Origin of the sequence: Embleya hyalina (assembly GCF_003967355.1) — a bacterium.
Lineage (GTDB): Bacteria > Actinomycetota > Actinomycetes > Streptomycetales > Streptomycetaceae > Embleya > Embleya hyalina.
The window spans coordinates 115514-139447 of sequence record NZ_BIFH01000021.1 but is presented as its reverse complement, the minus strand read 5'-3'; the positions used below and the strand labels follow the sequence as shown (position 1 = coordinate 139447).

Genomic DNA, 23934 nt, shown 5'->3' with positions numbered 1-23934 from the left:
AGCCACCGGAGCCGAATGGGATCGACCCGAGTGCCTCGTGCACGCCGCCGAACCCGAAGTGCTTCGTGCTGCCCGACCCGAGCGAACCGGACGAGCCGGGTGGTGAACACCCGTCGAAACCGGGGAAGCCCGGGAAGCCGGGGAAACCGGGCAAGCCACACCGGCCGTCGGGATCGGGCCATCCGCACACCTCCGACCCGGGCCATCGCTACCCGCCGTAGGCCCGGCGCGCCGGCGGAGCGCCCATCGTCGCGGATCCCGATCCACCCGGGCGGTGACATCGGGATCCGGACATCGGGAAACAGTCGAACAGCGGGAATCTCGCCCCCATCGCGTCCGGCGATGGGGGCGAGATCATGCGCACGTCCGACGCACCGAACCGGCCGACGCCTCGAAGGCTCCTCGGCCGGCCGGGTTTCGCGCCGCAAGCCGGCGCCCGGCCGGACGGGGCACCCTGCGTCGACGCGCCGGATGCCCTCGTCGTCAGGACGCCGCGCGCCGGTCCAGCAGGGTCGTGTCGTGTCGGCCCGCCCGGAAGTCCGGGTCGTCGAGCACGTCGGCGAGCAGCCCGGCCGTGGTGTGCACGCCGGGTCCCTCCACCCGCAGTTCGCCCAGCGCCCGGCGCATCCGGGCCAGCGCCTGATCCCGGTCCTGCCCCCACGTGACCACCTTGGCCAGCAGCGAGTCGTACTCGGGGCGGGCCTGCGCCCCCGGGAACGCGTGCGTGTCGACCCGGACGAACGGCCCGCCCGGCGCGTGGAACGCGGTCAGCGTGCCGGGACACGGCGCGAAGTCGCGCGCCGGGTCCTCGGCGTTGATCCGACACTCCACCGAGGCCCCGCGCCGCCGCACCCGATCCTGGTCGAAGCCCAGCGGTTCCCCGGCGGCGATGCGCAGCTGCTCGCGGACGATGTCGATCCCGGTGACCATCTCGGTCACCGGATGCTCCACCTGGATCCGCGAGTTCACCTCGATGAACGCCGCCTCGTCACCACGCACCAGGAACTCGAAGGTGCCGGCGCCGCGATACCCCGCGGCCCGACACCCGGCCACCGCGTGGCCGGCCAGTCGATCGGCCAGTCCCGCGGGCAACTCCGGGGCCGGCGACTCCTCGATCAGCTTTTGATGTCGGCGCTGCACCGAACAGTCGCGCTCGCCGAGATGCACCACGTTGCCGTGCCCGTCGGCCAGGACCTGGATCTCGATGTGCCGGGCGCCGTGCAGGTATTGCTCCAGGTACACGCGGTTGTCGCCGAACGCCGCCTGGGCCGAGGCGCGGGTGGCCCGAAACGTGGGCAGCAGCGCGCCGGCGTCGCGCACCACCGCCATCCCGCGGCCGCCCCCGCCCGCGACCGCCTTGACGATCAGCGGGTAGCCGATCCGCCGCGCCACCTCGGCCGCCTCGTCGGCGGTGCCCACCGGCTCGCGCGAGCCCGGCACCACCGGCAGCCCGGCGTCGGCCATCATCCGCCGGGCGGTGGACTTGTCGCCGAGGCGGGCCATCACGTCGGCCGCCGGGCCGACGAAGACCAGCCCGTTCTCCGCGCAGATCGTGGCGAAGTCCGGGTCCTCGGACAGGAATCCGTATCCGGGATGCACGGCCTGCGCCCCGGTCAGCCGGGCCGCCTCGATCACCGCCGGCGCGTAGAGATAGCTGCGCCGCGGATCGGCCGGGCCGATGTTGATCCGCCGGTCGGCGGCGCGCACCGCGGCCGAGTCCGCGTCCACCCCCGAGTGCACCACCACGCTGGTGATGCCCATGTCCCGGCAGGTGCGCACCACGCGCAGCGCGATCTCACCCCGGTTGGCGATCAGTACAGTGTCGAACACGGTGGTTCACCCCTGCCCGTCGCAGTCGAGTTCGAAGAGCGGCTCGTCGTAGCCGACCCCCTCGCCGTTCTTGAGCAGCACGGCGGTGACCCGACCGGCGCGGTCCGCCTCGATCGGGTTCATCAGCTTCATCGCCTCGATGATGGCCACCTGTTGGCCCGCCTCGACGAGGTCGCCGACCGCGACGAACGGCGGCGCGCCGGGTTCGGGCGCGACGTAGAAGGTGCCGACCAGCGGGGCGCGGACGAGGTGTCCGTCGCTCGCCGCCGGCTGCTCCGCCTCGACCGGCGCGGGTGGGGCCGCCTCGGGTGCGGGTGGCGGGGCGACCGCGGCCGACCAGGTCAACTCGATGCTCTCCCCTCCGGACCGCACCACGACGTGCGTGGGTGGTCGCGGGGCATCGCGCAACACCCGGTCGAGCGCGGCGTGCAGAGCGGCCAGGGTGGCCGCCGGGCCCTGGTGATCGGCGCCGGTCATGCCGATTCCTCCTCGTCGATGTCCTCGAAGCGCGCCCGGTCCGTCCCGGTCGCGGTCGGCCCGGGCAGTCCGAAGCCGCGCAGTCGTCGCCGCCGTCGGCGCATGCGTTCGGCCGGGTCGAGCACGGCGAGTTCGTCCAGCGTGCCCAGCACCGCGTCGCGCAGGGTCAGGCTCGCGGCGGCCGGATCGGCCTGCGCGCCGCCCTCGGGCTCGGGCACCACCCCGTCCACCACGCCCAGCTCCAGCAGCGACCGGGCGTCGAGACCCAGCGCGCGGGCCGCCGCCGGGCTCTCCTCCCGGGTCTTCCACAGGATCGCCGCGCAGCCCTCGGGGCTGATCACCGAGTAGAGCGCGTTCGCGGCGATCAGCACCCGATCGGCGACGCCGAGCGCCAGCGCCCCGCCGCTGCCGCCCTCCCCGGTGACCACCGCCACCACGGGCACCCGCAGCCCGGTGAACACCCGCAGGCAGTCCGCGATCGCCCCGGCCTGGCCCTGCTGCTCCGCCTCGATCCCCGGATGTGCGCCGGGGGTGTCGATCAGCGTCACCAGCGGCACGCCGATCTTCTCCGCGAGCCGGGCCAGCCGGATCGCCTTGCGGTAGCCGGCGGGCGAGGCCATCGCGAAGTCGGCCCGCACCAGTTCGGCGGTGGTGTGCCCCTTCTGGTGGCCGAGTACCACCACGGCGCGGCCCTCCACCGTGCCGAGGCCGCCGACGATCGCCGGGCAGTCCGCGCCCGCCCGGTCGCCGCGCAGTTCGACGAAGGTGTCCATCCAGTACGCGAGGTGGTCGCGCGTGGTCGGCCGCCGCAGGTCCCGGGCCGCCGCGACCACCTCCGGCGCGGACCGCACGGCGAGCCGCGCGGGATCGCGCACCACCGGCGCCGGTGCGGGACGCGGCAGCTCCGCGACCCGATCGTCGCGGCCGGCGCGCGCCGGGCCGGTGTGGTCGGGGTGTCCGCGCGCCGAGGCCAGCAGGACCGCGAGCGTACGGCGCAGTTCGCCGCGCGGGTGCACCGCGTCCACCAGGCCGTGCCGCAGCAGGAACTCGGCCGTCTGGAAGCCGTCCGGAAGCCGCTGCCCGATGGTCTGTTCGATCACGCGCGGACCGGCGAAGCCCATCCGGGCCCCGGGCTCGCACACCACCACGTCGGCGAGGGTGGCGAACGAGGCGGCCACCCCGCCGTAGGTCGGATCGGCGATCACCGTGACCGTGAGGATGCCGGCCTCGTCGAGCGCCGCCATCGCCGCCGCGGTCTTGGCCATCTGCATCAGCGCCAACGCGCCCTCCTGCATCCGCGCGCCGCCCGACGAGGTGACCAGGACCAGCGGCGCCCGCCGGGCCAGCGCGGCCTCGGCGGCCATCGCCACCGCCTCCCCGGCGGCGACGCCCAGACTGCCGCCCATGAAGGCGAAGTCCATCGCGGCCACCACCACCGGATGCCCGCTCACCGTGCCGGCCGCCACCCGCACCGCGTCCGCGTGCCCCGTGGCCGCGCGGGCGGCGGACAACCGGTCCGGATACGGCTTCAGATCGGCGAACGACAGCGGGTCGTGCACCGTCTCGGCGGCGGTCAACGGCCGGGCGCTGCCCGGGTCGAGCAGCGCCTCCAGCCGCCGCGCCGCACTCAGCGGCGCGTGCGCCCCGCAACTCGGACACACCCCGTCGGCCCGCTCGAACCGTTTGCGGTAGACGAGCGCCCGACAGCTCGGGCAGGCCAGCCAGTCCGTGGCCGGCGCCCCGGCGGAGGCGGCGGGCTCGGAGGTTTTCGCGTTCATCGGGCTCTCCCGGTGCTCGGATCGGTGGACGGTCGCGACCGGCTCGGCGGCCTCATCCCGGCCGCACGGGCGAGGTCGCCGGGTGCACGGGCGCGGACCGCTGTCCGGCGACCCGGCCCCGGGTCCGCCCGCGCCGGTGGTGCTCGACGGGCGGCGCGCCGCGGGTCCAGGTACCGAGCGCCATCTCGGCGGTGATCCCCGGGCCGAATCCGGCCACGATGCCGCGCCCGCCGACGCTCGGCTCGCCCTCGGCGAACAGCCGATCGAGCGCGTCGAACACCACGGCGCTGGCGATGTTCCCGTACTCGGTGAGCGTGGCCCGACTGTGCCGGAACGCGTGTTTGTCGACGCCGAGGAATCGGCTCAGGTCGTCCAGGATGCGCGGGCCGCCGGCGTGCACGACGTAGAAGTCCAACGCCGAGGCGTCCCAGGTGTGTCGGCTCACCAGATCGGTGATCACCGGCGCCAGCGGCTCCATCGTGCCCGGCACCCGCTTGTCCAATCGGAAGTGGAAACCGGTCGCCTTGACCGCGTACGAGATCCAGTCCCGGGTGTGCGGGATCAGGTAGGAGGCGTTGCGTTCCAGGCGGACCCCCGTACCGCCCGAACCGCGCACCACCGCCGCCGCGACCGCGTCGCCGAACAACCCGTCGGACAGCAGCGAGCCGATGTCGTCGTCGCCGGGCTGGTAGCACAGCGAGCAGAACTCGCAGGCCACGATCAGCACGTTGGCGTCGGGGTAGGCGGTGGAGAAGTCGTGCGCCCGATTGATCGCCGCGCCACCGGCCGCGCACCCGAGCTGGGCGATCGGCAACTGGCGCGTGTCCGAGCGCATGCCCAGTGCCTCGACCAGCCAGGCGGTCATCGAGGGCATGGTGAAGCCGGTGCAGGAGACGTAGATCAGCAGATCGATGTCCCGCACGCCCAACTCCGCGTTGGCCAGCGCCTGATAGACCACGGGCGGCACCCGACGCTTGGCCTCGCGCTCGTAGACCAGGTTGCGCGCCTCGAAGCCCGGGTGCCGCAGGGTCTGTTCGAGCGGTTGTACGAGGTGTCGCTTACGGACGCCGGTGTTGCCGATCAGCCGCAGCGCCAGCGGCAGCCGCGGGTTGTCGGCGTGCAACCGACGGGCGACGTCGATCGATTCGTCCAGCGTGACGATGTTCTCGGGAACGGCCACGGCGGGCCGGCACAGAGTACTCACGGGGTGCCTCTCTCTACCGTGCGGAACTGCGGGGCGATGTGTCCACAACCTTCGGCGCACCCGGGTCCCGATCACCTGAGGCCGAAGTCCCGTCCCGAGTCCCGGAGCACCCCGGGACCGAACGAGGCGGTCGCACCCCCGCGGGACACCCGCGTCACGCGCTCGGGCGCACACGAAAAGGACCGCACGCGCGGGGCGTGCGGTCCTGTGTGGGTATCGGTGCGGTCGGCCCGCCTAGCCGGCGGTTTCCAGCCGGCGCTGCGCCGGGACCCGGGCGGGCCCGTCGACGGGCGGTCCTTCCGGGTTCGGCCGGTGCGGTGCCTCGACGCCACCGTCGGGCAGCAGCGCGCCGGTGTCCTCGAAGATCACCACCCCGTTGCACAGCAGGCTCCATCCCTGCTCGGGGTGGCTGTTGACGACGTGGGCCGCGAGGTGGTCGGGGGCCGATGCGGTGGGACAGGTGGGAATGTGCCGGCACATGGTCCTGGTCCTTCCGAGGGATGCTACGGGTGCCGAGAGCGGGAGCGGGTCGTCGGGTTCCCGCGTGATCGTGTCGCCTTGGTAAGTCATGCACCCACCGTGCGCCCGACGGTGTCCCGAGCGAATGAGCCTGCGGCCCCCCGCCGGCCCGGTCGTGTCCCGCCCGGACCGGGGCCGCCCGTCGCGGGTCGGGTGGGCCCGGCACCGTGCGGCGGTCACTGCTCGCCCAGCACCATCCACGTGTCCGTCGAGGCCGGCCGCCGGAAACCCACCTTGGCGTACACCCCGTGCGCGTCGGCGGTGGCGAGCATGATCCGGCGCAGCCCGTCCGGCGCCAACTCGTCGCGGACGGCGATCGTGAGCGCGGTCCCCAGCCCCTTGCCGCGCACCGTCGGATCGATGTAGACGTCGCAGAGCCAGCCGAAGGTGGCCCGGTCGGTGATCACCCGGGCATAGCCGACCTGGGCGCCGGAAACGACGTCGTACACACCGAAGTTTAGCGAGCCGGCGATCGCCCGCTCCAACTTCTCGCGCGGCCGGCCGAGCGCCCAGTAGGCGTCCTCGGACAACCATCGGTGGATCGTCGCCACGTCGAGCCGGGTCGGATCGGTGGACACCTCGAAGCCCTCGGGAAAGTGACTGTTCATCCCCGGATCCAACCAGTCCCACCGCCGCCGAACCACCGGATATCCGGGCCCGGGGCGGCGGTTCGGCAGCGCCGGCCCCACGCCCGGGGTACCGGTGTCCCGGGCGGCCGGCCCGGCTTCCGCACGGTCGCGGCCGGTTCGGGGCGCGGGGATCAGGGCGCGGGGATCAGGGCTTCCGCGTGGGCCCGAAGGGTGGGCCTGCCGTCGGGTCCGGGCGCGGTCAGGCGCAGCCGGAGCAGGTGGCCCCGGCCGGGGCCGGGGGTGTCGCTGCGCAGGGTGCCGGTGACGCAGTCGAACGTCGCGGCGTCGGTGTGGTGCACGAAGAAGGCCGGACCGGCGACGCCGGCCAGCAGCTCGATGGCGTCGGCCAGGAGGCGGGGGCTGCGCGGGCGGGCGTGCTCGACGTCGACGGCGAGGATGCCGCCCGGCAGGAGCGTGGTCCCGCGCAACCGCCAGGGCGAACCGGGCAGGTCACAGGCCACCCGCAGGCGCGGCACCAGGTCCGTCGCGGGATCCGGCTCGACCCAGTCCGGGCGGGTGGTCTGCTCGGCCAACTCGCGCACCGCGTCCCCGGGCGCCTCATCGCCCGACACACCGAAGAAATCGTCCATGAAAGTCACTGTATGTCCACATGTCGTAACCGGCTCGCCCGAAACCTCCTCCGGACCCCGATCGTGGCGTTCGGATCGCCGGCTAGCCGGTGTCGCCGGACCGGGGCCCGGTCCGGACGCCGGCCTCCAGGGCCAGCAGGGCCGACTTCCGGGCCGGGCCGCCGGCGTAGCCGCCGAGCGTGCCGTCGGCCCGCGACACCCGGTGGCAGGGCAGCACGATCGGCAGCGGGTTGGTCGCACACGCCGTGCCGACCGCGCGGGCCGCGCCGGGGTTGCCGACCAGGCGGGCCACCCGGGCGTAGCTCCAGGTGTCCCCGTACTCGATCTCGGCGAGGCGGCGCTGCACCAGGTGCCGGAAGCCCCGCGACAGCGCGAGGTCGAGCGGCAGGTCGAAGCTCGTCCGGGTGCCGGCGAAGTACTCGTCGAGTTCGCGGGCCGCGCGGTCCAGGCGCGCCGGCGCGCGCAACACGCGCGGGCCGAGCCGGCCGGCCAGCGTGTCCAGGACCAGGTCGTGATCCTCGCTCTCGAAGGCGACCCGGACCAGGCCGGTCCCGGTGGCGGCCAGCAGGAGCGAACCGACGGGGGTGTCCACGCTGGTGTAGGCCACGTCCAGCAGCCCGTCCCGACTCGCGGCGGCCGCCAGCCGCTCGTGCAGCCGATCGAGGGTGTCCGGGTCCGAAACGGCCCGGGCGCGGACGGCCGGGGTGTCCGGGCCGTCGGTGTGGGTGTCGATCACGGTGCTACTCCTTCGGGGTGGATGCGGACAGGGCGGCGCGGAGCGCCCCGATCCCGTCCGACGCGGCGCGGCGGATCGCCGCCGGGGTGCCGCCGACGATCTCGGCGATGGCCGCGTAGGGCAGGCCCGCGAAGTGGTGGTAGGCGACCGCTCGGCGCTGCTTGGGCGGCAGCGCCTTGACCGCGTCCCACAACTCGTGGTCGACCGAGCCGGGCACGCCGATGGTCGACGGCCGCTCGGGCAGGTCGTCCGTGACCACCGCGTGCCGGCGCCGGGCGCGGGTGATGTCGATGGCCTTGCGGTGCGCGATGGTCACCAGCCAGGCCTGCGTGTTGGCGTCCTCGGGCAGGTCGGGGTAGGCGCGCAGGGCGGCGAGGAAGGTCTCCGACCAGGCGTCCTCGGCGTCGTGCACCCCCACGATCGCCCGGCAGACCCGCAGGACGGTGTCCCCGTGTTCGTCGACGACCCGTTCGAAAGGTTGCTTCATCTCCCCGATCCCGTACGACGTCGTGCTCGCGCCCGGCCGGCGCTCAGAACAGCCGGGCCGCCTTCGACGCGTCGGACTCCTCCAGGTCGAGCAGCGTACGTTTGCGGGCGAGGCCGCCCGCGAAGCCCGTGAGCCTGCCGTCGCTGCCGACCACCCGGTGACAGGCGACGATGATGGAGATCGGATTGTGCCCGACGGCCTGGCCGACCGACTGGGCCAGCGCCTTGTTGCCCAGCCGCTCGGCGAGCGCTCCGTAGGTCGTGGTCTCGCCGAACGGGATCTCCCGCAGCATGGCCCACACCTGCTCCTGGAACGGGTCGCCGTGGGTGGCCGTCGGCACGTCGAACGAGGTGCGCTCGCCGGCCAGGTACTCCACCAGTTGGGCCGCGGTCCGGGCCAGGAGCGGGTCGTCGCGGTGGTCGACCCGGCGTCCCATGCTCTCCTCGGGCGGCAGGTACCAGTGCCCCGGAAAGTAGAGCCCGACGACGGCGTCGTCCGCGGCCACCACGGTCAGTGCGCCCAGGGAGGTGTCCACGAGCGCGTGGCGGGTGTCCATGATGCCGGTCTCCTCTGCGATGTACGGCTGCCGCGTGCGGCCTGTTTCGGCGTGTATCGGTGTGTATCGGCCCGTGTCGACCGGGTGTCGACTCCGTATCGGGTAGACGCGCGGGCGCGCCCGAATGTGAGGTCCCGGGTCGATCCGATCGAACTCGGCACCCGCCGGAGCGGGTATGACCCAGGTGGATGCCCTCTCGAGGTGAGTGCCATGTCGTACCCACACAGCGAAGTCGGTCTCGGGGTCCTGGTCGGTCACGACGGTTCGGCCGCGGCCGACCACGCGTTGCACTGGGCGGCGCGGGACGCCGCCGCGCGTCGGGTGCCGCTGTACATCGTCACGGCGGTGCCCGGCGGCGGGCTCGGCCATCAGCATCGGGTCGAGGTCCGCGAGCGCGCCCACGTCCTGATCGACACCGCCGCCGCGCGGATCCGCGCGGGTTTTCCCGGGCTGGCCGTGGAGACCTCGGTCCGCGAGGGCGACAGCGCCGAATCGTTGCTCGCCGCGAGTGCCCGGTGCGACACCATCGTGGTCGGCAGTCGCGGGCACGGCGGCTTCACGGGGCTGCTCCTGGGCTCGGTGTCGTTGCGGGTGTGCGCGCACAGCAGTTGTCCGGTGATCGTCGTACACACCGCCGCGGCCGAGGACGCGCGCGACGTCGTGGTCGGCGTCGGCGGCCCCGAGGACGGCCCCGCCGCGGACTTCGCGGCCGACCACGCGCGACGTCTCGGCGGCGGACTGCGCGCGGTGCACTCGTGGGTGCTCCCGGTCACCGGCCTGGCGCCGAGCCTGGTGTTGCCGAGCATGATCGACGTCGAGGCGGTCCGAACCGAACGCACCAGGATGGTGGACGAGGTGCTCGGCAGGATCCGTAGCACGGATCCCGAACTGCCCGTGGACACCGTGGTGATGAACGGAACCGCGGGCCGCGACCTGGTCGACGCCTCGATCGACGGCGCCCTCGTGGTGGTCGCCGCGCACCGCAGGCGCGGCCCCCTGCCGATGCGGCTCGGCCCGACCACGCACGCCGTCCTGCACCACGCCCGGTGTCCGGTGGGCGTGGTGCCCGTCCACTGACCGACGTCGGCGCCCACGCGAAACGGCCGCCCCCCGCGCCCCGGGAGATCCGAACCGGGTTGCGGGGAACGGCCGTTGTGGCAGGCGATCCGCCGGACGGCCCCAGGGCGTGTCCTCGAGCCCTAGCGCGACGCCGCGTACACGCTTTCCGCGAAGGCGGCTATCTGCTCGTCCGACAGGTGCCGGGCCAGATCCGCCTCGCTGATCATGCCGACCAGGCGCTTGTGATCGATCACCGGCAGTCGCCGGATCCGGTGTTCCCGCATCTCCTGCAACACGTCGCCGATGTCCGCCTCGGCGTCGATCCAACGCGGTGTGCCCTCGCACAGGTCGCCCGCCGTCACCTTGGCCGGATCGTGGCCGAGGGCAACACACTTGGTGACGATGTCGCGGTCGGTGATGATGCCGCACAGTCGTTCGTTCGGATCGGCGACCGGCAGCGAGCCCACGTCGAGCCGAAGCATCAGCTGGGCCGCGCGGTCCAACGTCTCCGTCCGCGGGATCCACTGCGCGCCCTCGTGCATGATGTCCCTGGCCATGGTCATGGTGTGTACCTCTCCCGAAACGCGCCGCCGACGGCGGCGGCCGAAACCGCGCGGCGAAGCCCGCACACGCTCCTTTCATCGTCTCCGCCGCACACCTCGTCGGCCACTCGGGTCGCGGGGCCGGCGATCCGGGTGCGGGCCGGGGCGGACGCGGGGCACGATCCCCGCTACTGGGTCGCGACGACGATGCAGCGGTGCAGTTCCTCGACCGCCTCCGGGGCACCGACGACCGTCACCGGGCTCGTCGCGTCGGCCTCCTCCCGGTTCCAGAGTCGGCGCAACACCGCCGCCGACGGCCCGCTCACGGTCACGTCCGCCGGGCCGGTGCCGGCGCCGTCCTCGACGCGGAACAGGCCCGGTCCCGTCGATACCCGCCACGCCGCCTCGTCGGCGCGCACGAGGTAGGTCCGGCCCGGCGATTCGGCCAGGACGCCGGTGAAGTAGTCGCCCCACTCGGCGACGCCGTACGCCACGAACACCTTCAGCAACTCGTCGACGCCGTCCACCGCCAGATCGGCGGGAATCTCGGCGATCGGCTCCCCGGCGGCGAGTTCGGCGTCGATCCGGTGGATCACCGTCTCCTGCGCCATCCGCCGGATCCAGAAGCCGACGGTCGGGTCCGGGGTGTACCAGGATCCGGCCGGATCCTTCGGGCCGTGGGTGGCGAACTCGTGTCGCAGATCGGCGTACGCGCGGTCGAGCAGCGCGATCGGGTCCTCCTTCGCGAGCTCCCGCGGCGGCCACGGGTCGGGTTCGGCGCCCTCGCGGATGGCCTGCGTCTTGTGCAGGTACACCTCGCCGACATGGCGGGTCAGGTCGGCCACGGTCCAGCCCGGGCAGGTCGGCACGCCCGCCGTGGGGTCCGTCGCCGACACGGCCCGGAGGCGGGCGAAGTCGGCCGCGAGACAGTCGAGCAGTCGGGAGAATTCCATACCCACAGTTCAGCACAACCCCCCGCCCCGACGCGCCCGTTCGAGGTCGGCGCACCACGCGCGCCCGGGCGTCCGGCGATCCCGAACGGCATGCGCGCACCCGGTCCGGACGTCGCGACCTGCGGGCCGACAGGAACGCGTAGGAGTCGGTCGCGGCGGCGCCGGAATCATGTCGGGTGCGGCTCCCGGCGCGTCGTGGGCGCGCAGCCTGTGCCGCGTTCGAGCCGGTCCGGTCGGAGGGACCGTGAGCGTGTCCATGATGTCCCGCCGTGTCCGCAGGATCGGTGTGCGCGAGTCCGAAGGTGAGGTCGGGGCCGAGCCCCGCGACGGTGATCGGTATCGGCTCACGGTCGTCGAGCAACCGGCCCCGCTGTCGCCGGACGCGATGGCGTCGGTGGCCTACGGTTCCGAGGCGATCATCCCGGTCCTGGCCCTGGCCGGCGGTACCGGCCTCGGCTTCACCCTGCCCGTCACGCCGGTGGACGGCCGCCTGTTCGCCAGCCGCGCCTGACCGGGCCCGACGCCCATGGGGTCTCAGGACGGGAACCCCTCGGGGTGGTGGGTGGTGGTGGACACCGGCAGGGTCAGGACCATGGTCAGCCCGCCGCCCGGGGTGTCCTCGGCGGTGAGCGTGCCGGCCATCGCCTCGGCGAAGCCCCGGGCGACCGCGAGTCCCAGACCCACCCCGCGACTTCGATGCGCGTCGCCGTGCCGGGCGAAGGCCTCGAAGACCCGCGCCTTCGCCTCGTCGGGCAGACCGGGGCCGCGGTCGACCACCCGCAGCGCGATCCGGTCGCCGACCTCCTCGGCGGCCACCTCCACGGGCGTGTCCGGCGGGGTGTGCAGTACGGCGTTCGCCACCAGGTTCGCCACCACCCGCTCGAACAGCTCCGGATCGGCCCGCACGGTCGGCAGCGTCTCCGGGACGCACACCCGCACCGTGCCGGGCGTGGCCCGGACCACCGCGCCCGGCACCACCTCGTCCAGCGCGATGTCGACGGGCAGCGGTTCGATCGTGCCCATCCGCAACCGGCTCATGTCGAGCAGATTGCCGATCAGCCGGTCCAGGCGGTCGGCACCGGCCTCGATGGTGGCGAGCAGTTCGGCCCGGTCCGTGCGCGCCCAGGCGACCTCCTCCGCCCGCAGCCCCGACGATCCGGACTTGATCGCCACCAGCGGCGCCCGCAGGTCCCGGGCGACGGTGGCGAACAGGGCGGTGTCCACGCTGTGGCGCTCGCCCAGCAGGCGTGCCTCCTCGGCCTCGGCGCGCAGCGCCCGCCACTCCAGGACCAGCGCGGCCTGCGCGGCGAACGCGCCGAGCACTCGGCGGGTGTCCGCGGGCAGCGTACGCCCGGACAGGACCAGCGCGAGCGAGTCGTCGATCGGGACCTCCACGTCGGCGGCGTCCGGCCGGGTGGGCGGGTCGGCGCCGACCGCGTCGACGCTCGTCCACACACCGCGCGGCCCGTCGCGGCGCAGCAGCGCGACCGACTCCATGCCGAACGTCGTGCGCACCCGCTCCAGCAGCGCGGGCAGCGCCCGTTCGCCGCGCAGCACGGTGCCCGCGAGGAAGCCGAGCGTCTCCGCCTCGCGCTGCCCGCGCGCGGCCTGCTGGGTGCGCCGCGCGGCCCGGTCCACCACCGACGCGACGGCCAGGGCCATCACCACGAACACGAGGAAGGCGAACACGTTGCCCGGCGCGGCGATGTCGAGGGTGTCCAGCGGCGGGGTGAAGTAGTAGTCGACCATCGTCGAGGCGAGCACCGCGGTCGTCACCGCCTGCCACAGTCCGCCGAACAGGGCCACCACCAGGGTCAGGAGCAGGAACAGGAGCATGTCCACGGGCAGCGTCGCGGTACCCCGGGTCGGCATCAGCGCGGCGGTCAGCGCGGGCGGGCCGAGCAGCGCGGTCACCCAGCCGGCGATCGCCCGCCCGCGCGGCACGGTCGAGCGGCGCGGCCGATCCGGTCGGCCCCGGCCGGCGTGTTCGTGGGTGACCAGTTGGGTGACGATGTCGCCGGCGCGGGCGGCGACCGTGGCACCGACGCCGGGGCCGAAGACGTACTCCCGGCGGGTGCGCCGACTGCACCCGAGCACGATCCGGGTGGCGTCGACCCCGCGGGCGAAGTCGAGGAGGGCACCGGCCACATCGTCCCCGACCACGGAGTGGAAGGTGCCGCCGAGCGAGTCGACCAGGCGCCGCTGGCGGGCGAGTTCCATCGGCGAGGACTCGGACAGGGCCTCGCTGGGGCTCACGTGCACCGCGAGCAGTTCCCCGCCCGGACCGCGGCCGGCGATCCGGGCGGCCCGGCGGATCAGCGTGTCGCCCTCCGGGCCGCCGGTGAGGGCGACCACGATCCGCTCCCGGGTCGGCCGGCTCGTCTCCATGCCGTGCTCGTCGCGGTAGGCGCGCAGATACTCGTCGACCCGGTCGGCCACCCACAACAGGGCCAGTTCGCGCAGCGCGGTCAGGTTGCCGACCCGGAAGTAGTTGGCGAGGGCCGCGTCGATCTTGTCCGGCGTGTACACGTCGCCGTGTTCGAGCCGGCGGCGCAGCGCCTCCGGCGCCATGTCCACCAGTTCGATCTGGTCGGCCCGGCGCACCACGCCGTCGGGCACGGTCTCGCGCTGCGGGACGCCGGTGATGGACTCGACCACGTCGTTGAGCGATTCGAGGTGTTGCACGTTGATCGTGGAGATGACGTCGATCCCGGCGTCGAGAAGTGTGTCGATGTCCTGCCAACGCTTCTCGTGGCGCGAGCCGGGGACGTTGGTGTGCGCGAGTTCGTCGACCAGTGCCAGTCGCGGTCGGCGGGCGAGCACCGCGTCGACGTCCATCTCGGCGAACGAGCCCTCCCGGTAGGAAAGTTGCCTGCGCGGCACGATTTCGAGGCCGGCCAGCATCGCCTCGGTGTGCGGCCGGTTGTGGCATTCGACGACCGCGACCACGACATCGGTGCCCCGGTCGAACCGGCGGCGGGCCTCGTCGAGCATCGCGTACGTCTTGCCGACCCCGGGCGCGGCGCCGAGATAGACGCGCAGAGTGCCGCGTCGAGAGATCTGCATCCGGGTCGGTGCACCCCCGCTTTCCGTTGCTCGACCGTCCGGGTATCCGTCGCTCGACCGGCCGCGCGGCGATACCGACTCGGGCACGGGCCCGGCCTCTCACCGGATACGCGGCGGACGAGTCCCAAATTCCTCGATCGTCCACCGTCCGGACGAGTCTTGACACACCTTTGGCGGCTCCGCCGCCAACCTTGTCGCATCCTTGACGCCGACCGGGCGGCGTCGGGCCGGTCGGGCGGGCGGGTCGCGGGTCCGTGCGGTGCGGCCGGCGGGGTCAGCCGGTCGGGTCGCCGGCGGTGTCGCCCGTCGGGTCGGTGTACAGCGACGGCGTCGCGTCGGTGCCCTCGGGGGTGGGGATCGGCGACTCCGAGGGCACGGGACCGGGCGATACCGCCGGGGGCGACGGGCTCGGGTCGTCCGGGATCAGCGTCGCCGCGAGTGCGGCGGTGCCGCCGAGGACCAGGCACGCGGCCGCGCCCAGCAGGGCCGTCCGGCGGCGGCGCAGGCGGTCGCCGCGGCGCCGGATCGTGGCGAAGGGCGCGGGGGTGGCCTGCCGGCCCCCCTCGACGGCGACCTCGAGCAGCGCGGCGCGCAACGGATCCCGGTCCGGGAGGTACGGGAGGGACGGGTTCGACGACTCATGAGGCTCCGGCACCGGGCGACTCCTCTGCGTACGGGTCGGGCAGGAGGTGGGCGAGGGCCACACGTCCGCGCACCAGGTGGGTCTTGACGGTGCTGCTCGCCATACCGGTCTCGGCGGTGATCTGCTCCACCGTCAGGTCGCAGACGTAGTGCAGGGTCATCACCCGGCGCTGCTTCGGGGTCAACTGCCGCAGCGCCGAGACCAGTACGACCATGCCGGGTTCGGGACCGGGCGCCTGGAGGGGTGCGCCGTGTCGCCGCCACGCGTCGTCGGTGCGCCGTCTACCGCGCCAACGGCTCACCGCCAGTCGCCAGGCGACCACTCGGATCCACGCCTCCGGATTGCCGTGCCGATCGAGTTGTCCGCGTCTGCTCCACGCCTTGACGAACGCCTCCTGGACCACGTCCTGGGCCTCGTGTCGATCGCCGAGCATCAGGTAGAGCTGACCGGTGAGTCGGCCGACGGCGGCCGCGTAGAACTCTTCGAACTCCTCGACGGTCAACGACTCCCCCGGCTCTCTTTCGGACTCGGCGGACATACGCCCGCGGACCAAGTCTCGGTCGACGCGTACCGCCGGGAAAATCGGGTGACGTGCGCCACAGCGGCTTCCGGGGGCGGGGTCAGGCCGGGGCCGTCGCCGTTCCCGGGCGGCGGTCGAGGAGCCGGCCGAGCGCGCCGTGTCGTGGGGATACGAGCAGCGAGACGACGAAGCCGGCCGCCGCCACGAGGGCGATGGTCGCGCCCGCGGCCACGTCGTAGTGCCGGGAGAGTTCCAGGCCGGTGACCGCGCTGCCGGCGCCGAGCAGACCGGCCACCACGCCGGTGCGGCGCAGCGAGTCGGTCCACAGCCGGGCGGTCGCAGCCGGGGCCACGAGCAGGGCCAGGGTGAGCATGACGCCCACCGCCGGGGTGAGCACCACTACCACCGCCTGCACGATCAGCAGGAGCAGCAGATCGAGGGCGAGGGCCGGGTGCCCGGCGGCCCGCATCCCGTCGTGGTCGAAGGCGGCGAAGCCGAGTTCGCGGCCGAACACCGCGAGCAGCGCCAGGATCACCGTCCCGACAGCGGCCGTGACGGCCAGGTCGTGGGTGTCGATGGTGACGATGGAACCGACCAGGAAGGCGGACAGTTTGCGATCGCTCGCCGGTCCGGCCGCGACCAGGACGGCGCCCAGGGCGAAGCCGGCCGCGAGGACCACGCCGATCGCACCCGACGCGGTCCGGCCCGGGCGCCGGGTCAGCGCGAGGACCGCGATGGAGAACAGCACACCGAACGCGGTGCCGCCGAGATAGATGTCGATGCCGAGGATCGAGGCCAGGACCACGCCGGGGAAGGTGGCGTGGGTCGTCGCCATGGCGTGGAACGCGAGCCTGCGCAGTACGACCTGGACACCGACGACGCCGGCCAGGAGTCCGACCATGACGGCCTCGGCGTAGGCGCGGTGGGTGTAGGTGTCGAACCAGGTCATCGGGGGCTCCGGAAGCGGGCGGGGCGCAGTCGGGCCGCGCCGCACGCGCCGAGGGCGAGCAGGTGCACGGCCACGAGGGTGAGGACGACGGTGGGGGCGGCGGGCAGGGCGAGGTCGTGGTCGACGGAGGCGGTGTAGCTGATGGTCAGGCCGAGGTAGCCGCACAGCACGGCGGCGACCGAGCCGATCAGCGCGAGGTGGGCCGGGCGGCGGCCCAGGGTGCGGCCGATGGCCGCCGGGATCACCAGCAGGGCCAGGATCAGCGCGGTGCCGACGGTGCGGACCGCGGCGACCACGGTCAGCGCGACGATCAGGTTGAGCGCCAGGTCCAGCGCGCCGACCCGGTGACCGGCGGCTCGGGCCGCGTCGGGGTCGAAGGCGCGCAGCACGAACTCCCGGCCCAGTACGGCGAGCGCGGCCAGGCAGAGCACGGCCACCGCGGCGGTTTCGGTGATCTGGGCGCGTGAGGTGTACAGGACCTGGCCGAACAGGAAGGTCTCGAGGTCGGCGGTGTAGGAGTGGCTGCGGGAGACGACCAGGACGCCGATGGAGAACATCGCGGTCAGCACGATGGCGAGCGCGGTGTCGTCGCCGGTGCGGCGGTGGCGGCCGAGCAGGGTCAGGGCGCAGGCCGTGACGCCGGCCGCGATCAGCGCGCCGGCGAGGATGCCGGTCGCGCCCCGGAGGGCGAAGCCGATCACCACGCCGGGGAAGACGGTGTGGGTGAGCGCGTCGGCGACGAATTCGAGGCGGCGCAGCGCGACGAACGTGCCGACGGTGCCGCAGAGTACGCCCAGGATGGTCAGTTCGATCAGGGCCCGGGTCAGGTAGGGGACGCGGAAGGGTTCCAGGAGCAGTGCGGTGTCCACGGCCGGTCAGCCTCGGGTGACGACGAGTCGGCCGGCGTCGAGGTCGACCACGTGTCCGCCGTAGCAGGCGCGCAACAGGTCGGGGGTGAGCGCCAGTTCGGTCGGGCCGAAGGCGATCTGCCGGCGGTTGACCAGGCAGGTCTGTTCGCACAGGCACGGGACCGGGGCGAGGTCGTGGGTGCTCACCAGCACGGCCGTGCCGGTGCTCTTGGCCCGGGTGAGGGCGGTGATCAGCGCGTCCTGGCTGACCGCGTCGACGCCGTTGAAGGGTTCGTCCAGGAGCAGGATCGGCGGGTCCGGGGACAACGCGCGGGCCAGCAGCACCCGCTGGCGCTGCCCGCCGGACAGCGTGCCGAAGCGGGCGCCGGCGCGGTCGGCGAGGCCGACCCGGTCCAGCGCCTCGTCGACGGCCGCCCGGTCCTGCCGCCCGGGTCGGCGCCATCGGCCGATCAGCCGCAGCCGGCCCATCATCACCACCTGGCGGGCGGTGACGGGGAACTCGGGGTCCAGGCTCGCCGCCTGCGGCACGTAGCCGACCCGGGCGCGTGCCTCGGCCGGGCGGCGGCCGGCCACGGTCACCGTGCCCGCGATCACCGGGACCAGGCCGAGCACGGCCTTGATCAGGGTGGTCTTGCCGCCGCCGTTGGGGCCGATCAGGGCCACCGCCTCGCCGGCGCGGACCCGGCCGTCGACGCCTTCCAGGACGGGGGCGCGGTGGTAGGCCATGGTCGCGTCGGTGAAGCGGATCGGGTCGGGAGCGGGCTCGGTCATGGCCGGGCCCACGGCGCGGCGACGGCCGCGGCGGCGGCGATGCGGTCGGTCATCGTCACCCTCGCAGCGCGGCGACGATGGTGTCGGTGTTGTGCTTCTCCGCGCCGAGGTAGGTGTCGCCGGCCGAGCCGGGGGCACCGAGCGAGTCGGCGTAGAGCGAGTCGTCGCCGTCGACGACCTTGACGCCGGCCTCCCGCGCGATGGTCGCGGCGGTCTTGGGCGGCAGCGCGCTCTCGGCGAACACGGCCTTGGCGCCGGTGGCTTTGATCTTGCCGACGATCTCGTCGATCCGGCTGCCGGAGAGTTCGGCCTGGTCGTCGAAGCCGGGGATGATCGAGCCGACGAACTCCAGCCGGTAGCGGTCGACGTAGTAGCCCAACGCGTCGTGGTTGGTGACCAGCTTGCGATCGGCCGCGGGGATGCCGTCGATCCTGGCCCGGGTGTCCGCGTCGAGCGCGTCGAGTTTGGCGGTGTAGGCCGCGAGGTTGTTCTCGTACACCTTGGCGTTCGTCGCGTCGGCGGTGCTCAGGGCGCGGCCGATATTGGCCACCATCACCTTGGCGTTGGTCGGGTCGTGCCAGATGTGCGGGTCGGACTCCTCGCCGTCGCTGCCGGGTTCGCCCTTGCGCAGGCGTACGCCGGTGGAGGAGTCGACCACCTTTCCGGTGAAGCCGGCGGCCTGGACCGCCTTGGGCAGCCACGCCTTCTCCATGTCCACGCCGTTCTCGACGACGAGCTTGGCGCCGCGGATGGCGTTCAGGTCGGCGGGGGTGGCCTCGTACTCGTGTGCGCTCGCGTTGGCCTTGATCAACTGGGTCACCTCGACCCGGTCGCCGCCGACGTTGCGCACGAAGTCCGCGACCTGGGTGGTGGTCGCCACGACCTTGACCTTCGGCCCCGAACCGGCGGCGGGTGCGCCGGCGTTGGCCACCGGGGCGGCCTCGGTCCGCTTGCCGTTTTTGGCGTCCTTGTCGTCGGAACCGCACGCGGCGAGGGCGCCGGTGCTCAGGACGCCGGCGGCGAGGGCGGCGCCGGCGCGGGCGGATATACGCATGGGATGTCTCCAGGCAGGGGTGGGTCCACGTCGATCGGCAGGTGCCGTCCCGACGCTTCGATAATGAAAACCATAATCATCTGGTCGGAAGGTGTCCAGGCCGGGGGTATGCGGGCACGAGCGGTCGAGTCGGGGCGCCCCGCGGCCCCCGGCGCACGCGTGCCGGGGGCCGCGGGGCGGGGATCAGTGCCCGGGGATCGCGCCGGCGGGGCCGTGGTCGGCACCCGAGGCGCCCGAGATCCCCGGGACCCCCTCGGGTTCGGCCCGGGCGCCGGGTGGGTCGCCGGCGACGGGGTCGGCGACCGGAGGCGGGGTCTTGGCGGGCGGCGTCTCCGCGTCCGGGGCACCGGCCGCCGCGCGGGCGGCCTCGGCCCGGACCAGGGCGCTCATCAGCAGGTAGGCGTCGAAGGACATGGCGGAATCTCCCGTGTTCGCGGGCTGCGGAATCGGATCGGCACGCCGGCCCGGCCGATCGCCCACTGCGGCGACGGCGGGGCGGCGGTGCCCGCTCAGCAGCGCAGGACCGTTGTCCGCGCGGGTGTCGCCACCCCCGCCGGCGGATTCGACGCGGTACGGGCGACCGGCACGTCCGGGTCGGCGAGCCGAAGTCCGCGCCTGCCGACCGACGTCGCGCTCGACACGGAGCCGGACGGGGGTCGCGGCCGCAGGCCGGGCGGGGTACAGCCGGTCGGGTCCGCCGGACCGGGCCGACCACCCGAGTCCTCCGCCGGCACGTCCTCGGCGTCGGCGGGGGCCGTGTACCGGGTGGTACCGGCGGCACACCGATCCGGATCCCACCCACCGACGCGCGCTCCGGCACCGGCGCCGTGCGCCGCGTGCAACAGGGCCAGCAGCGCGACGAGTACGACCACCAGGCGCACGCCGTGCCGCGACACAGCACCACCGGCCGTGACGCGCGCCATCGTGACCTCCTTCGGAACCGCCCTCCGAGAGAACCCCCGATTCCGGCCGCGGGCACGCCGGCAAGGCCGAGAACCCCGAAATTTCACCCGATCCGGCGAACTCTTTCGGCCCCCCGAAGCGGCGAGCGCCTTCCGGCTCTTCGGGTCACCGGCGTCCCCGGTAAACGGATGAATCCTCCTAATGGACTACTCATCCGCTTTGCCGATAACGTCACGCGCATGGACGACACGGCCTCCCCCCATCGCCCCACGCGGCGCAAGGACGCGACCCGCAACCGGCGGCGCATCATGGACGCCGCGCGGGTGCTCGTGCGCGGGGGCAGGCCGCCGCAGCTGAACGCGGTCGCCCTCGCCGCCGATGTCGGCGTCGGCACCGTCTACCGGCACTTCCCCACACCCGAGGCGCTGCTCGAGGCGCTGGCCGCCGACCGCTTCGCCGCGCTCGTCCGGCAGGCCCGCGAGGCAGCCGGACTCGCCGACCCGCAGAAGGCGTTGCGCGCCTTCCTCGAGGACGCGTTGGACGCGTACATACAGGACGAGGCATTCGCCGCCGCGGCCGCCGACCCCGGCGCGGCCACCCCGGAGACCCTGGAGCTGCGGGGCCAACTGCTGCACGCCACCGGCGACTTGCTCGCCCGTACCGCCGACGCCGAGGTGCTGCGCGAGCCGCTGGGACCCGCCGACCTGCTGCTCCTGCTCCACGGCCTCGGCTTCGCCGTCCGCCACTCCCCCGACCGCGACGACCCGGAGCTGGCCGCCCGCTACCTCGACGCCCTGCTGACCGGGATACTGGTCCGGCCGCCGGCGGACGCACCCGTACCGGCGTCGTAGCCGACACCCGCGTGTCGGACTCGGCGTCGTCCGAGGTCGGCCCATCCCCCGACGCGGGCAGCCGCGTGGACAAGACATCCGTTCCGGGACGGCGCGCGGTGGTTCTCGGCATCGTGGCGGCGGCGACCGGCTGCTCGTCGTCCGGAAGTCGGCACCCCGAGCCGACGCCCTCGGGCCACCCGCCGGGCGGGAGCCGGTCCGCGAGCCCGCATCCGACCACGACCGGCGTCCCGCCGGCCGTCCCGTCCACGCCGCCCGCGGTCACCGCCCGGACACCCGGCCCGGGCGACGTGCGACCGCACGTCGAATAGCGGGCGGGGTCACCCTGGTCTCCGCGCCCGGCATCCGGCCGCCGCGCGGGCCCGGATCGCCACGCCGGGCTACTCCCCGACCCTCGCCGACCGGGCCGGGCCACTGCTCGCGGACGCGCCGGAGGCCGTCGTCGAGGTGGTCGACGCCCGGTACGGCGGCATCCTCGACAACACCACCGGTGTCCTGTCGTCCGCCGCCCGCGGATCCGCAGGGCGGGCGGAACCACGGCGGCCGACGGCGTGACCGTCGACGTGCGCTCGGGCCGGGCCCGGCCCGAGCGCACGGTCACCGCCCGCACCCCTCGACACCGGGAACACCCGCCGCCACCCCCTCCGCCCGGGAGGCCCCGTCCCGGCCGGCCCGCGCGTCACGCCGCCGCCGGCCACAGCCGCCGACCTGCGCGCCGGCACCATCCGGCGCGGCCTTCCTCGGCGACGGCACCCGCCACGACCACGTCCACCTCGGATTCCGCACCCGAACCTCTGGGCGGCACGCCCGCCGTGCCCGCCGGCGAGGCAGAATCGAAGTGGCGCCCGATTTGTTGGCTTTTCAACCCGCAAGAGCGCCTCCCTCGGGCCACCCACGAGGCCCGCCGCCAGGTCCCCCCATTAGGGAGGAATCGATGACCAGGACCAGCGCCGGCACCCGATTCGCCACCGATCGCGGCCTGGTCGGCCGCATGCTCGCCACCATGTTCCTGCTCGGCCTGCTCTACGTGGTCTTCGTGGGCACCCTCGTGGTCGTCCTGGGCCGGGCCTGGCCGATCGCGGTCGTCCTGATCGGCGGCGTCTTCGTCGCCCAGTTCTGGTTCAGCGACAAACTCGCCGCGTTCGCGATGGGTGCCCGCGAGGTCACCCCCGAGGAGCAGCCGGAACTGCACGGCGCGGTGGACCGGCTGTGCGCGCTCGCCGACATGCCCAAGCCGCGCGTGGCGGTCGCCGACTCCGACGTGCCCAACGCCTTCGCCACCGGCCGCAACCGGAAGAACACGGTGGTGTGCACCACCACCGGGCTGCTCCGCCGCCTGGAGCCCGCCGAGTTGGAGGGCGTGCTCGCGCACGAGCTCTCGCATGTCGCGCACAGGGACGTCGCGGTGATGACGATCGCGTCCTTCCTCGGCGTGCTGGCCGGGCTGCTCACCCGCGTCGGCGTGCAGTTCGGGCTCTTCGGCGGGATGCGCCGCGACCAGAACGCCGCGGTGCTGGTGCTGGTCGTGACCGCGGTGAGCGTGGCCGTGTACGCGCTGAGTTTCGTACTGATCCGGACCCTGTCGCGCTACCGCGAGTTGTGCGCGGACCGCTCGGCCGCGCTGCTCACCGGCCGGCCCTCCGTACTCGCCTCCGCGTTGACCAAGATCAGCGGCACCATGGCCCGGATCCCGACCCGGGACCTGCGCCGGGCCGAGCCGTTCAACGCGTTCTTCTTCGCGCCGGCGATCGCCTCCAAGGACAGCCTGGCCAACCTGTTCGCGACCCACCCGACCCTGGAACGGCGCCTGGAGCAGTTGGCCCGGATCAGCGCCGAACTGGGCGGTGCCGCCTGATGGGGCTGTTCGACTCGCTCTTCGGCCGGAGCAGGGCGGTCAAGCCCGATCTCGACCAGCTGTTCGGCCTGCCCTCGGCGGCGATCACACTGGACCTGGCGACCGGCTTCCGGCCCACCGGCGCCGGATCGGTGTGTTTCGCCACGGTCGAGGGCGGCACGTTCGACGGGGTGCTGCGCGACCTGGCCGAACTGCTCGACGGGTTGCGGAGCAGCCGGGACGACTACGGGTACACCTGGCTGCTCGCCGAACGGCCGCCCGAGGACACGGGCGCCCTGGTGACCGACCTGCACGCGATCAACTCGGCGCTGGAGGACGGCGGTTTCGGTCCGCAACTGCTGTGTTCGCTCGCCGTGTTCGGACATCCCGACGGCCGCCGGCTCGCCCTGGTCTACCTCTACAAGCGGGGCACCTTCTATCCGTTCGCCCCGGTGCCGGGCGGGCACGAGAAGCGGGACAGTGCGCTGGAGCTCCAGGTGGGCGCGGCGGTCACCGACGATCTGCGGCTCGAATCCGACCTGTCCCGGTGGTTCCCGGTGTGGGGCGCGCCGGGGCTGTGAACGACGCCGGGCCGGGCGGCGAGGGGGTGCCCGGGTCCGTGTCGCGTGCATCCGACCGGGTCGTGATCCCCTCATCGGGGCGCGGGCGGCGTATTATAGCTCTGAAACCACAAGCTGCCGCCACCCCGGGCTTCCCGAGCCGCGACCGCCCCGTGGTCGTGCGACCGGCGGCTCTTCGTGTCGACGCGCGACCCCGTGGGTGACACGGAGACCGGCCCCCGGCGCGCAGCGACACCGGCGGTGGGTCCTCGCGTACCCGCGTCGGGTGGACGCGTGTGGAGGAGCCATGAGGAGTATCGGCGAATCGACGACCGTGGATCCCGAGGAGTTGCACTGCGCGATGTTCGGTGTGCGGTTCCCCGCCCGCCCGGCGGCGCTGAGCGCCGCGGCGACGATCAATGGAGCCGCGGTCTGGGTGGCTCGGGCCCTGGCAGCCCTTCCGGAGCGCGCGTACGAAGGACCCAATCAGGTCTGCATGGCCCTGTGCGGTCGGCACGCGGGCCTGGATCCGGGGTTGTGAGGGCGACCCGCCG

At 73.8% G+C, this 23934-nt stretch carries 27 protein-coding genes; 6 read left to right on the top strand and 21 right to left on the bottom strand.

Features of this window, described 5'->3' with window-relative positions; translation table 11 throughout:
• Positions 1-483 precede the first annotated feature (483 nt).
• The 10 genes from EMA17_RS21295 to EMA17_RS21250 form a co-directional block, all read right to left on the bottom strand.
• Complete coding sequence (locus EMA17_RS21295; protein WP_126638674.1) at positions 484-1830, bottom strand: acetyl-CoA carboxylase biotin carboxylase subunit; 1347 nt, start codon at positions 1828-1830, stop codon at positions 484-486.
• A 6-nt stretch (positions 1831-1836) separates the two neighbouring features.
• Positions 1837-2307, bottom strand: a complete 471-nt coding sequence (locus EMA17_RS21290; protein WP_126638673.1) for an acetyl-CoA carboxylase biotin carboxyl carrier protein — start codon at positions 2305-2307, stop codon at positions 1837-1839.
• Complete coding sequence (accD, locus tag EMA17_RS21285; RefSeq protein WP_126638672.1) at positions 2304-4085, bottom strand: acetyl-CoA carboxylase, carboxyltransferase subunit beta; 1782 nt, start codon at positions 4083-4085, stop codon at positions 2304-2306. Before accD ends, EMA17_RS21290 begins: the two co-directional genes overlap by 4 nt.
• A gap of 52 nt (positions 4086-4137) precedes the next feature.
• Positions 4138-5289 (bottom strand): type III polyketide synthase, encoded by a 1152-nt coding sequence (locus tag EMA17_RS21280; protein WP_126638671.1) that lies wholly within the window; start codon positions 5287-5289, stop codon positions 4138-4140.
• Positions 5290-5523: 234 nt separating this feature from the next.
• Positions 5524-5769 carry a DUF5999 family protein gene (locus EMA17_RS21275; protein WP_126638670.1) on the bottom strand — a complete coding sequence of 82 codons (246 nt, stop codon included), beginning with the start codon at positions 5767-5769 and terminating at the stop codon, positions 5524-5526.
• Positions 5770-5984: 215 nt separating this feature from the next.
• Positions 5985-6416, bottom strand: coding sequence for a GNAT family N-acetyltransferase (locus tag EMA17_RS21270; RefSeq protein ID WP_126638669.1), 432 nt, complete (start codon positions 6414-6416; stop codon positions 5985-5987).
• 152 nt (positions 6417-6568) lie between these two features.
• Complete coding sequence (locus EMA17_RS21265; RefSeq protein WP_126638668.1) at positions 6569-7027, bottom strand: hypothetical protein; 459 nt, start codon at positions 7025-7027, stop codon at positions 6569-6571.
• Positions 7028-7109: 82 nt separating this feature from the next.
• A complete protein-coding gene (locus tag EMA17_RS21260; RefSeq protein ID WP_307721553.1) occupies positions 7110-7763 on the bottom strand; it encodes a methylated-DNA--[protein]-cysteine S-methyltransferase in 654 nt (217 codons plus the stop codon).
• A gap of 4 nt (positions 7764-7767) precedes the next feature.
• Positions 7768-8250, bottom strand: coding sequence for an RNA polymerase sigma factor (locus EMA17_RS21255; protein ID WP_126638667.1), 483 nt, complete (start codon positions 8248-8250; stop codon positions 7768-7770).
• A gap of 43 nt (positions 8251-8293) precedes the next feature.
• On the bottom strand, positions 8294-8806 hold the full coding sequence (locus EMA17_RS21250) for a methylated-DNA--[protein]-cysteine S-methyltransferase (protein ID WP_126638666.1): 513 nt from the start codon (positions 8804-8806) through the stop codon (positions 8294-8296).
• Between the two features lie 210 nt (positions 8807-9016).
• On the opposite strand from EMA17_RS21250, the gene EMA17_RS21245 reads away from it, so the two are divergent.
• Positions 9017-9883 (top strand): universal stress protein, encoded by an 867-nt coding sequence (locus tag EMA17_RS21245; protein WP_126638665.1) that lies wholly within the window; start codon positions 9017-9019, stop codon positions 9881-9883.
• Positions 9884-10005: 122 nt separating this feature from the next.
• On the opposite strand, the gene EMA17_RS21240 is transcribed toward EMA17_RS21245, so the two are convergent.
• Both EMA17_RS21240 and EMA17_RS21235 read right to left on the bottom strand, forming a co-directional pair.
• The gene (locus EMA17_RS21240) at positions 10006-10428 is read right to left on the bottom strand and encodes a CBS domain-containing protein (RefSeq protein WP_126638664.1); all 423 of its coding nucleotides are present in this window, start codon (positions 10426-10428) and stop codon (positions 10006-10008) included.
• A 167-nt stretch (positions 10429-10595) separates the two neighbouring features.
• Positions 10596-11360 carry a maleylpyruvate isomerase family mycothiol-dependent enzyme gene (locus tag EMA17_RS21235; protein WP_126638663.1) on the bottom strand — a complete coding sequence of 255 codons (765 nt, stop codon included), beginning with the start codon at positions 11358-11360 and terminating at the stop codon, positions 10596-10598.
• A gap of 244 nt (positions 11361-11604) precedes the next feature.
• On the opposite strand from EMA17_RS21235, the gene EMA17_RS21230 reads away from it, so the two are divergent.
• Positions 11605-11871: a hypothetical protein gene (locus tag EMA17_RS21230; RefSeq protein WP_371863024.1), complete on the top strand. Its 267-nt coding sequence runs from the start codon at positions 11605-11607 to the stop codon at positions 11869-11871.
• Between the two features lie 23 nt (positions 11872-11894).
• Here EMA17_RS21230 and EMA17_RS21225 read toward each other — a convergent pair whose 3' ends face one another.
• From EMA17_RS21225 to EMA17_RS21185, 9 genes are all read right to left on the bottom strand, one after another.
• Positions 11895-14426 (bottom strand): DUF4118 domain-containing protein, encoded by a 2532-nt coding sequence (locus EMA17_RS21225; RefSeq protein ID WP_126638662.1) that lies wholly within the window; start codon positions 14424-14426, stop codon positions 11895-11897.
• A 274-nt stretch (positions 14427-14700) separates the two neighbouring features.
• Positions 14701-15081: a hypothetical protein gene (locus EMA17_RS21220; protein ID WP_126638661.1), complete on the bottom strand. Its 381-nt coding sequence runs from the start codon at positions 15079-15081 to the stop codon at positions 14701-14703.
• The gene (locus tag EMA17_RS21215; protein WP_170222211.1) at positions 15065-15571 is read right to left on the bottom strand and encodes a SigE family RNA polymerase sigma factor; all 507 of its coding nucleotides are present in this window, start codon (positions 15569-15571) and stop codon (positions 15065-15067) included. Before EMA17_RS21215 ends, EMA17_RS21220 begins: the two co-directional genes overlap by 17 nt.
• A 118-nt stretch (positions 15572-15689) precedes the next feature.
• Positions 15690-16538 carry a metal ABC transporter permease gene (locus EMA17_RS21210; RefSeq protein ID WP_126638659.1) on the bottom strand — a complete coding sequence of 283 codons (849 nt, stop codon included), beginning with the start codon at positions 16536-16538 and terminating at the stop codon, positions 15690-15692.
• A complete protein-coding gene (locus EMA17_RS21205; protein ID WP_126638658.1) occupies positions 16535-17407 on the bottom strand; it encodes a metal ABC transporter permease in 873 nt (290 codons plus the stop codon). Before EMA17_RS21205 ends, EMA17_RS21210 begins: the two co-directional genes overlap by 4 nt.
• A gap of 6 nt (positions 17408-17413) precedes the next feature.
• Positions 17414-18178: a metal ABC transporter ATP-binding protein gene (locus EMA17_RS21200; RefSeq protein WP_126638657.1), complete on the bottom strand. Its 765-nt coding sequence runs from the start codon at positions 18176-18178 to the stop codon at positions 17414-17416.
• A 55-nt stretch (positions 18179-18233) separates the two neighbouring features.
• Entirely contained in the window at positions 18234-19232 is a 999-nt protein-coding gene (locus EMA17_RS21195; protein ID WP_126638656.1) for a metal ABC transporter substrate-binding protein, read from the bottom strand.
• Between the two features lie 183 nt (positions 19233-19415).
• Positions 19416-19646, bottom strand: coding sequence for a hypothetical protein (locus tag EMA17_RS21190; RefSeq protein WP_126638655.1), 231 nt, complete (start codon positions 19644-19646; stop codon positions 19416-19418).
• A 95-nt stretch (positions 19647-19741) separates the two neighbouring features.
• Complete coding sequence (locus tag EMA17_RS21185) at positions 19742-20155, bottom strand: hypothetical protein (RefSeq protein ID WP_126638654.1); 414 nt, start codon at positions 20153-20155, stop codon at positions 19742-19744.
• 219 nt (positions 20156-20374) lie between these two features.
• On the opposite strand from EMA17_RS21185, the gene EMA17_RS21180 reads away from it, so the two are divergent.
• The 4 genes from EMA17_RS21180 to EMA17_RS21165 all read left to right on the top strand — a co-directional run bounded on the left by EMA17_RS21180 (position 20375) and on the right by EMA17_RS21165 (position 23921).
• Entirely contained in the window at positions 20375-20986 is a 612-nt protein-coding gene (locus EMA17_RS21180; RefSeq protein ID WP_218042955.1) for a TetR/AcrR family transcriptional regulator, read from the top strand.
• 934 nt (positions 20987-21920) lie between these two features.
• Positions 21921-22841, top strand: coding sequence for a zinc metalloprotease HtpX (gene htpX / locus EMA17_RS21175; RefSeq protein ID WP_126638653.1), 921 nt, complete (start codon positions 21921-21923; stop codon positions 22839-22841).
• Positions 22841-23401 carry a PspA-associated protein PspAB gene (gene pspAB / locus EMA17_RS21170; RefSeq protein WP_126638652.1) on the top strand — a complete coding sequence of 187 codons (561 nt, stop codon included), beginning with the start codon at positions 22841-22843 and terminating at the stop codon, positions 23399-23401. Before htpX ends, pspAB begins: the two co-directional genes overlap by 1 nt.
• Positions 23402-23687: 286 nt before the next feature.
• Complete coding sequence (locus EMA17_RS21165; RefSeq protein WP_126638651.1) at positions 23688-23921, top strand: DUF2795 domain-containing protein; 234 nt, start codon at positions 23688-23690, stop codon at positions 23919-23921.
• The last annotated feature ends 13 nt before the right edge of the window (positions 23922-23934 follow it).

Excerpts from the sequence above, each read along its gene's own strand:
- EMA17_RS21290 (WP_126638673.1), bottom strand. The coding sequence starts at position 2,307 with ATGACCGGCGCCGATCACCAGGGCCCGGCGGCCACCCTGGCCGCTCTG.
- accD (WP_126638672.1), bottom strand. The coding sequence starts at position 4,085 with ATGAACGCGAAAACCTCCGAGCCCGCCGCCTCCGCCGGGGCGCCGGCC.
- EMA17_RS21275 (WP_126638670.1), bottom strand. The coding sequence starts at position 5,769 with ATGTGCCGGCACATTCCCACCTGTCCCACCGCATCGGCCCCCGACCAC.
- EMA17_RS21270 (WP_126638669.1), bottom strand. The coding sequence starts at position 6,416 with ATGAACAGTCACTTTCCCGAGGGCTTCGAGGTGTCCACCGATCCGACC.
- EMA17_RS21265 (WP_126638668.1), bottom strand. The coding sequence starts at position 7,027 with ATGGACGATTTCTTCGGTGTGTCGGGCGATGAGGCGCCCGGGGACGCG.
- EMA17_RS21255 (WP_126638667.1), bottom strand. The coding sequence starts at position 8,250 with ATGAAGCAACCTTTCGAACGGGTCGTCGACGAACACGGGGACACCGTC.
- EMA17_RS21250 (WP_126638666.1), bottom strand. The coding sequence starts at position 8,806 with ATGGACACCCGCCACGCGCTCGTGGACACCTCCCTGGGCGCACTGACC.
- EMA17_RS21245 (WP_126638665.1), top strand. The coding sequence starts at position 9,017 with ATGTCGTACCCACACAGCGAAGTCGGTCTCGGGGTCCTGGTCGGTCAC.
- EMA17_RS21240 (WP_126638664.1), bottom strand. The coding sequence starts at position 10,428 with ATGACCATGGCCAGGGACATCATGCACGAGGGCGCGCAGTGGATCCCG.
- EMA17_RS21235 (WP_126638663.1), bottom strand. The coding sequence starts at position 11,360 with ATGGAATTCTCCCGACTGCTCGACTGTCTCGCGGCCGACTTCGCCCGC.
- EMA17_RS21225 (WP_126638662.1), bottom strand. The coding sequence starts at position 14,426 with ATGCAGATCTCTCGACGCGGCACTCTGCGCGTCTATCTCGGCGCCGCG.
- EMA17_RS21210 (WP_126638659.1), bottom strand. The coding sequence starts at position 16,538 with ATGACCTGGTTCGACACCTACACCCACCGCGCCTACGCCGAGGCCGTC.
- EMA17_RS21200 (WP_126638657.1), bottom strand. The coding sequence starts at position 18,178 with ATGACCGAGCCCGCTCCCGACCCGATCCGCTTCACCGACGCGACCATG.
- EMA17_RS21195 (WP_126638656.1), bottom strand. The coding sequence starts at position 19,232 with ATGCGTATATCCGCCCGCGCCGGCGCCGCCCTCGCCGCCGGCGTCCTG.
- EMA17_RS21190 (WP_126638655.1), bottom strand. The coding sequence starts at position 19,646 with ATGTCCTTCGACGCCTACCTGCTGATGAGCGCCCTGGTCCGGGCCGAG.
- EMA17_RS21185 (WP_126638654.1), bottom strand. The coding sequence starts at position 20,155 with ATGGCGCGCGTCACGGCCGGTGGTGCTGTGTCGCGGCACGGCGTGCGC.
- EMA17_RS21180 (WP_218042955.1), top strand. The coding sequence starts at position 20,375 with ATGGACGACACGGCCTCCCCCCATCGCCCCACGCGGCGCAAGGACGCG.
- htpX (WP_126638653.1), top strand. The coding sequence starts at position 21,921 with ATGACCAGGACCAGCGCCGGCACCCGATTCGCCACCGATCGCGGCCTG.
- pspAB (WP_126638652.1), top strand. The coding sequence starts at position 22,841 with ATGGGGCTGTTCGACTCGCTCTTCGGCCGGAGCAGGGCGGTCAAGCCC.
- EMA17_RS21165 (WP_126638651.1), top strand. The coding sequence starts at position 23,688 with ATGAGGAGTATCGGCGAATCGACGACCGTGGATCCCGAGGAGTTGCAC.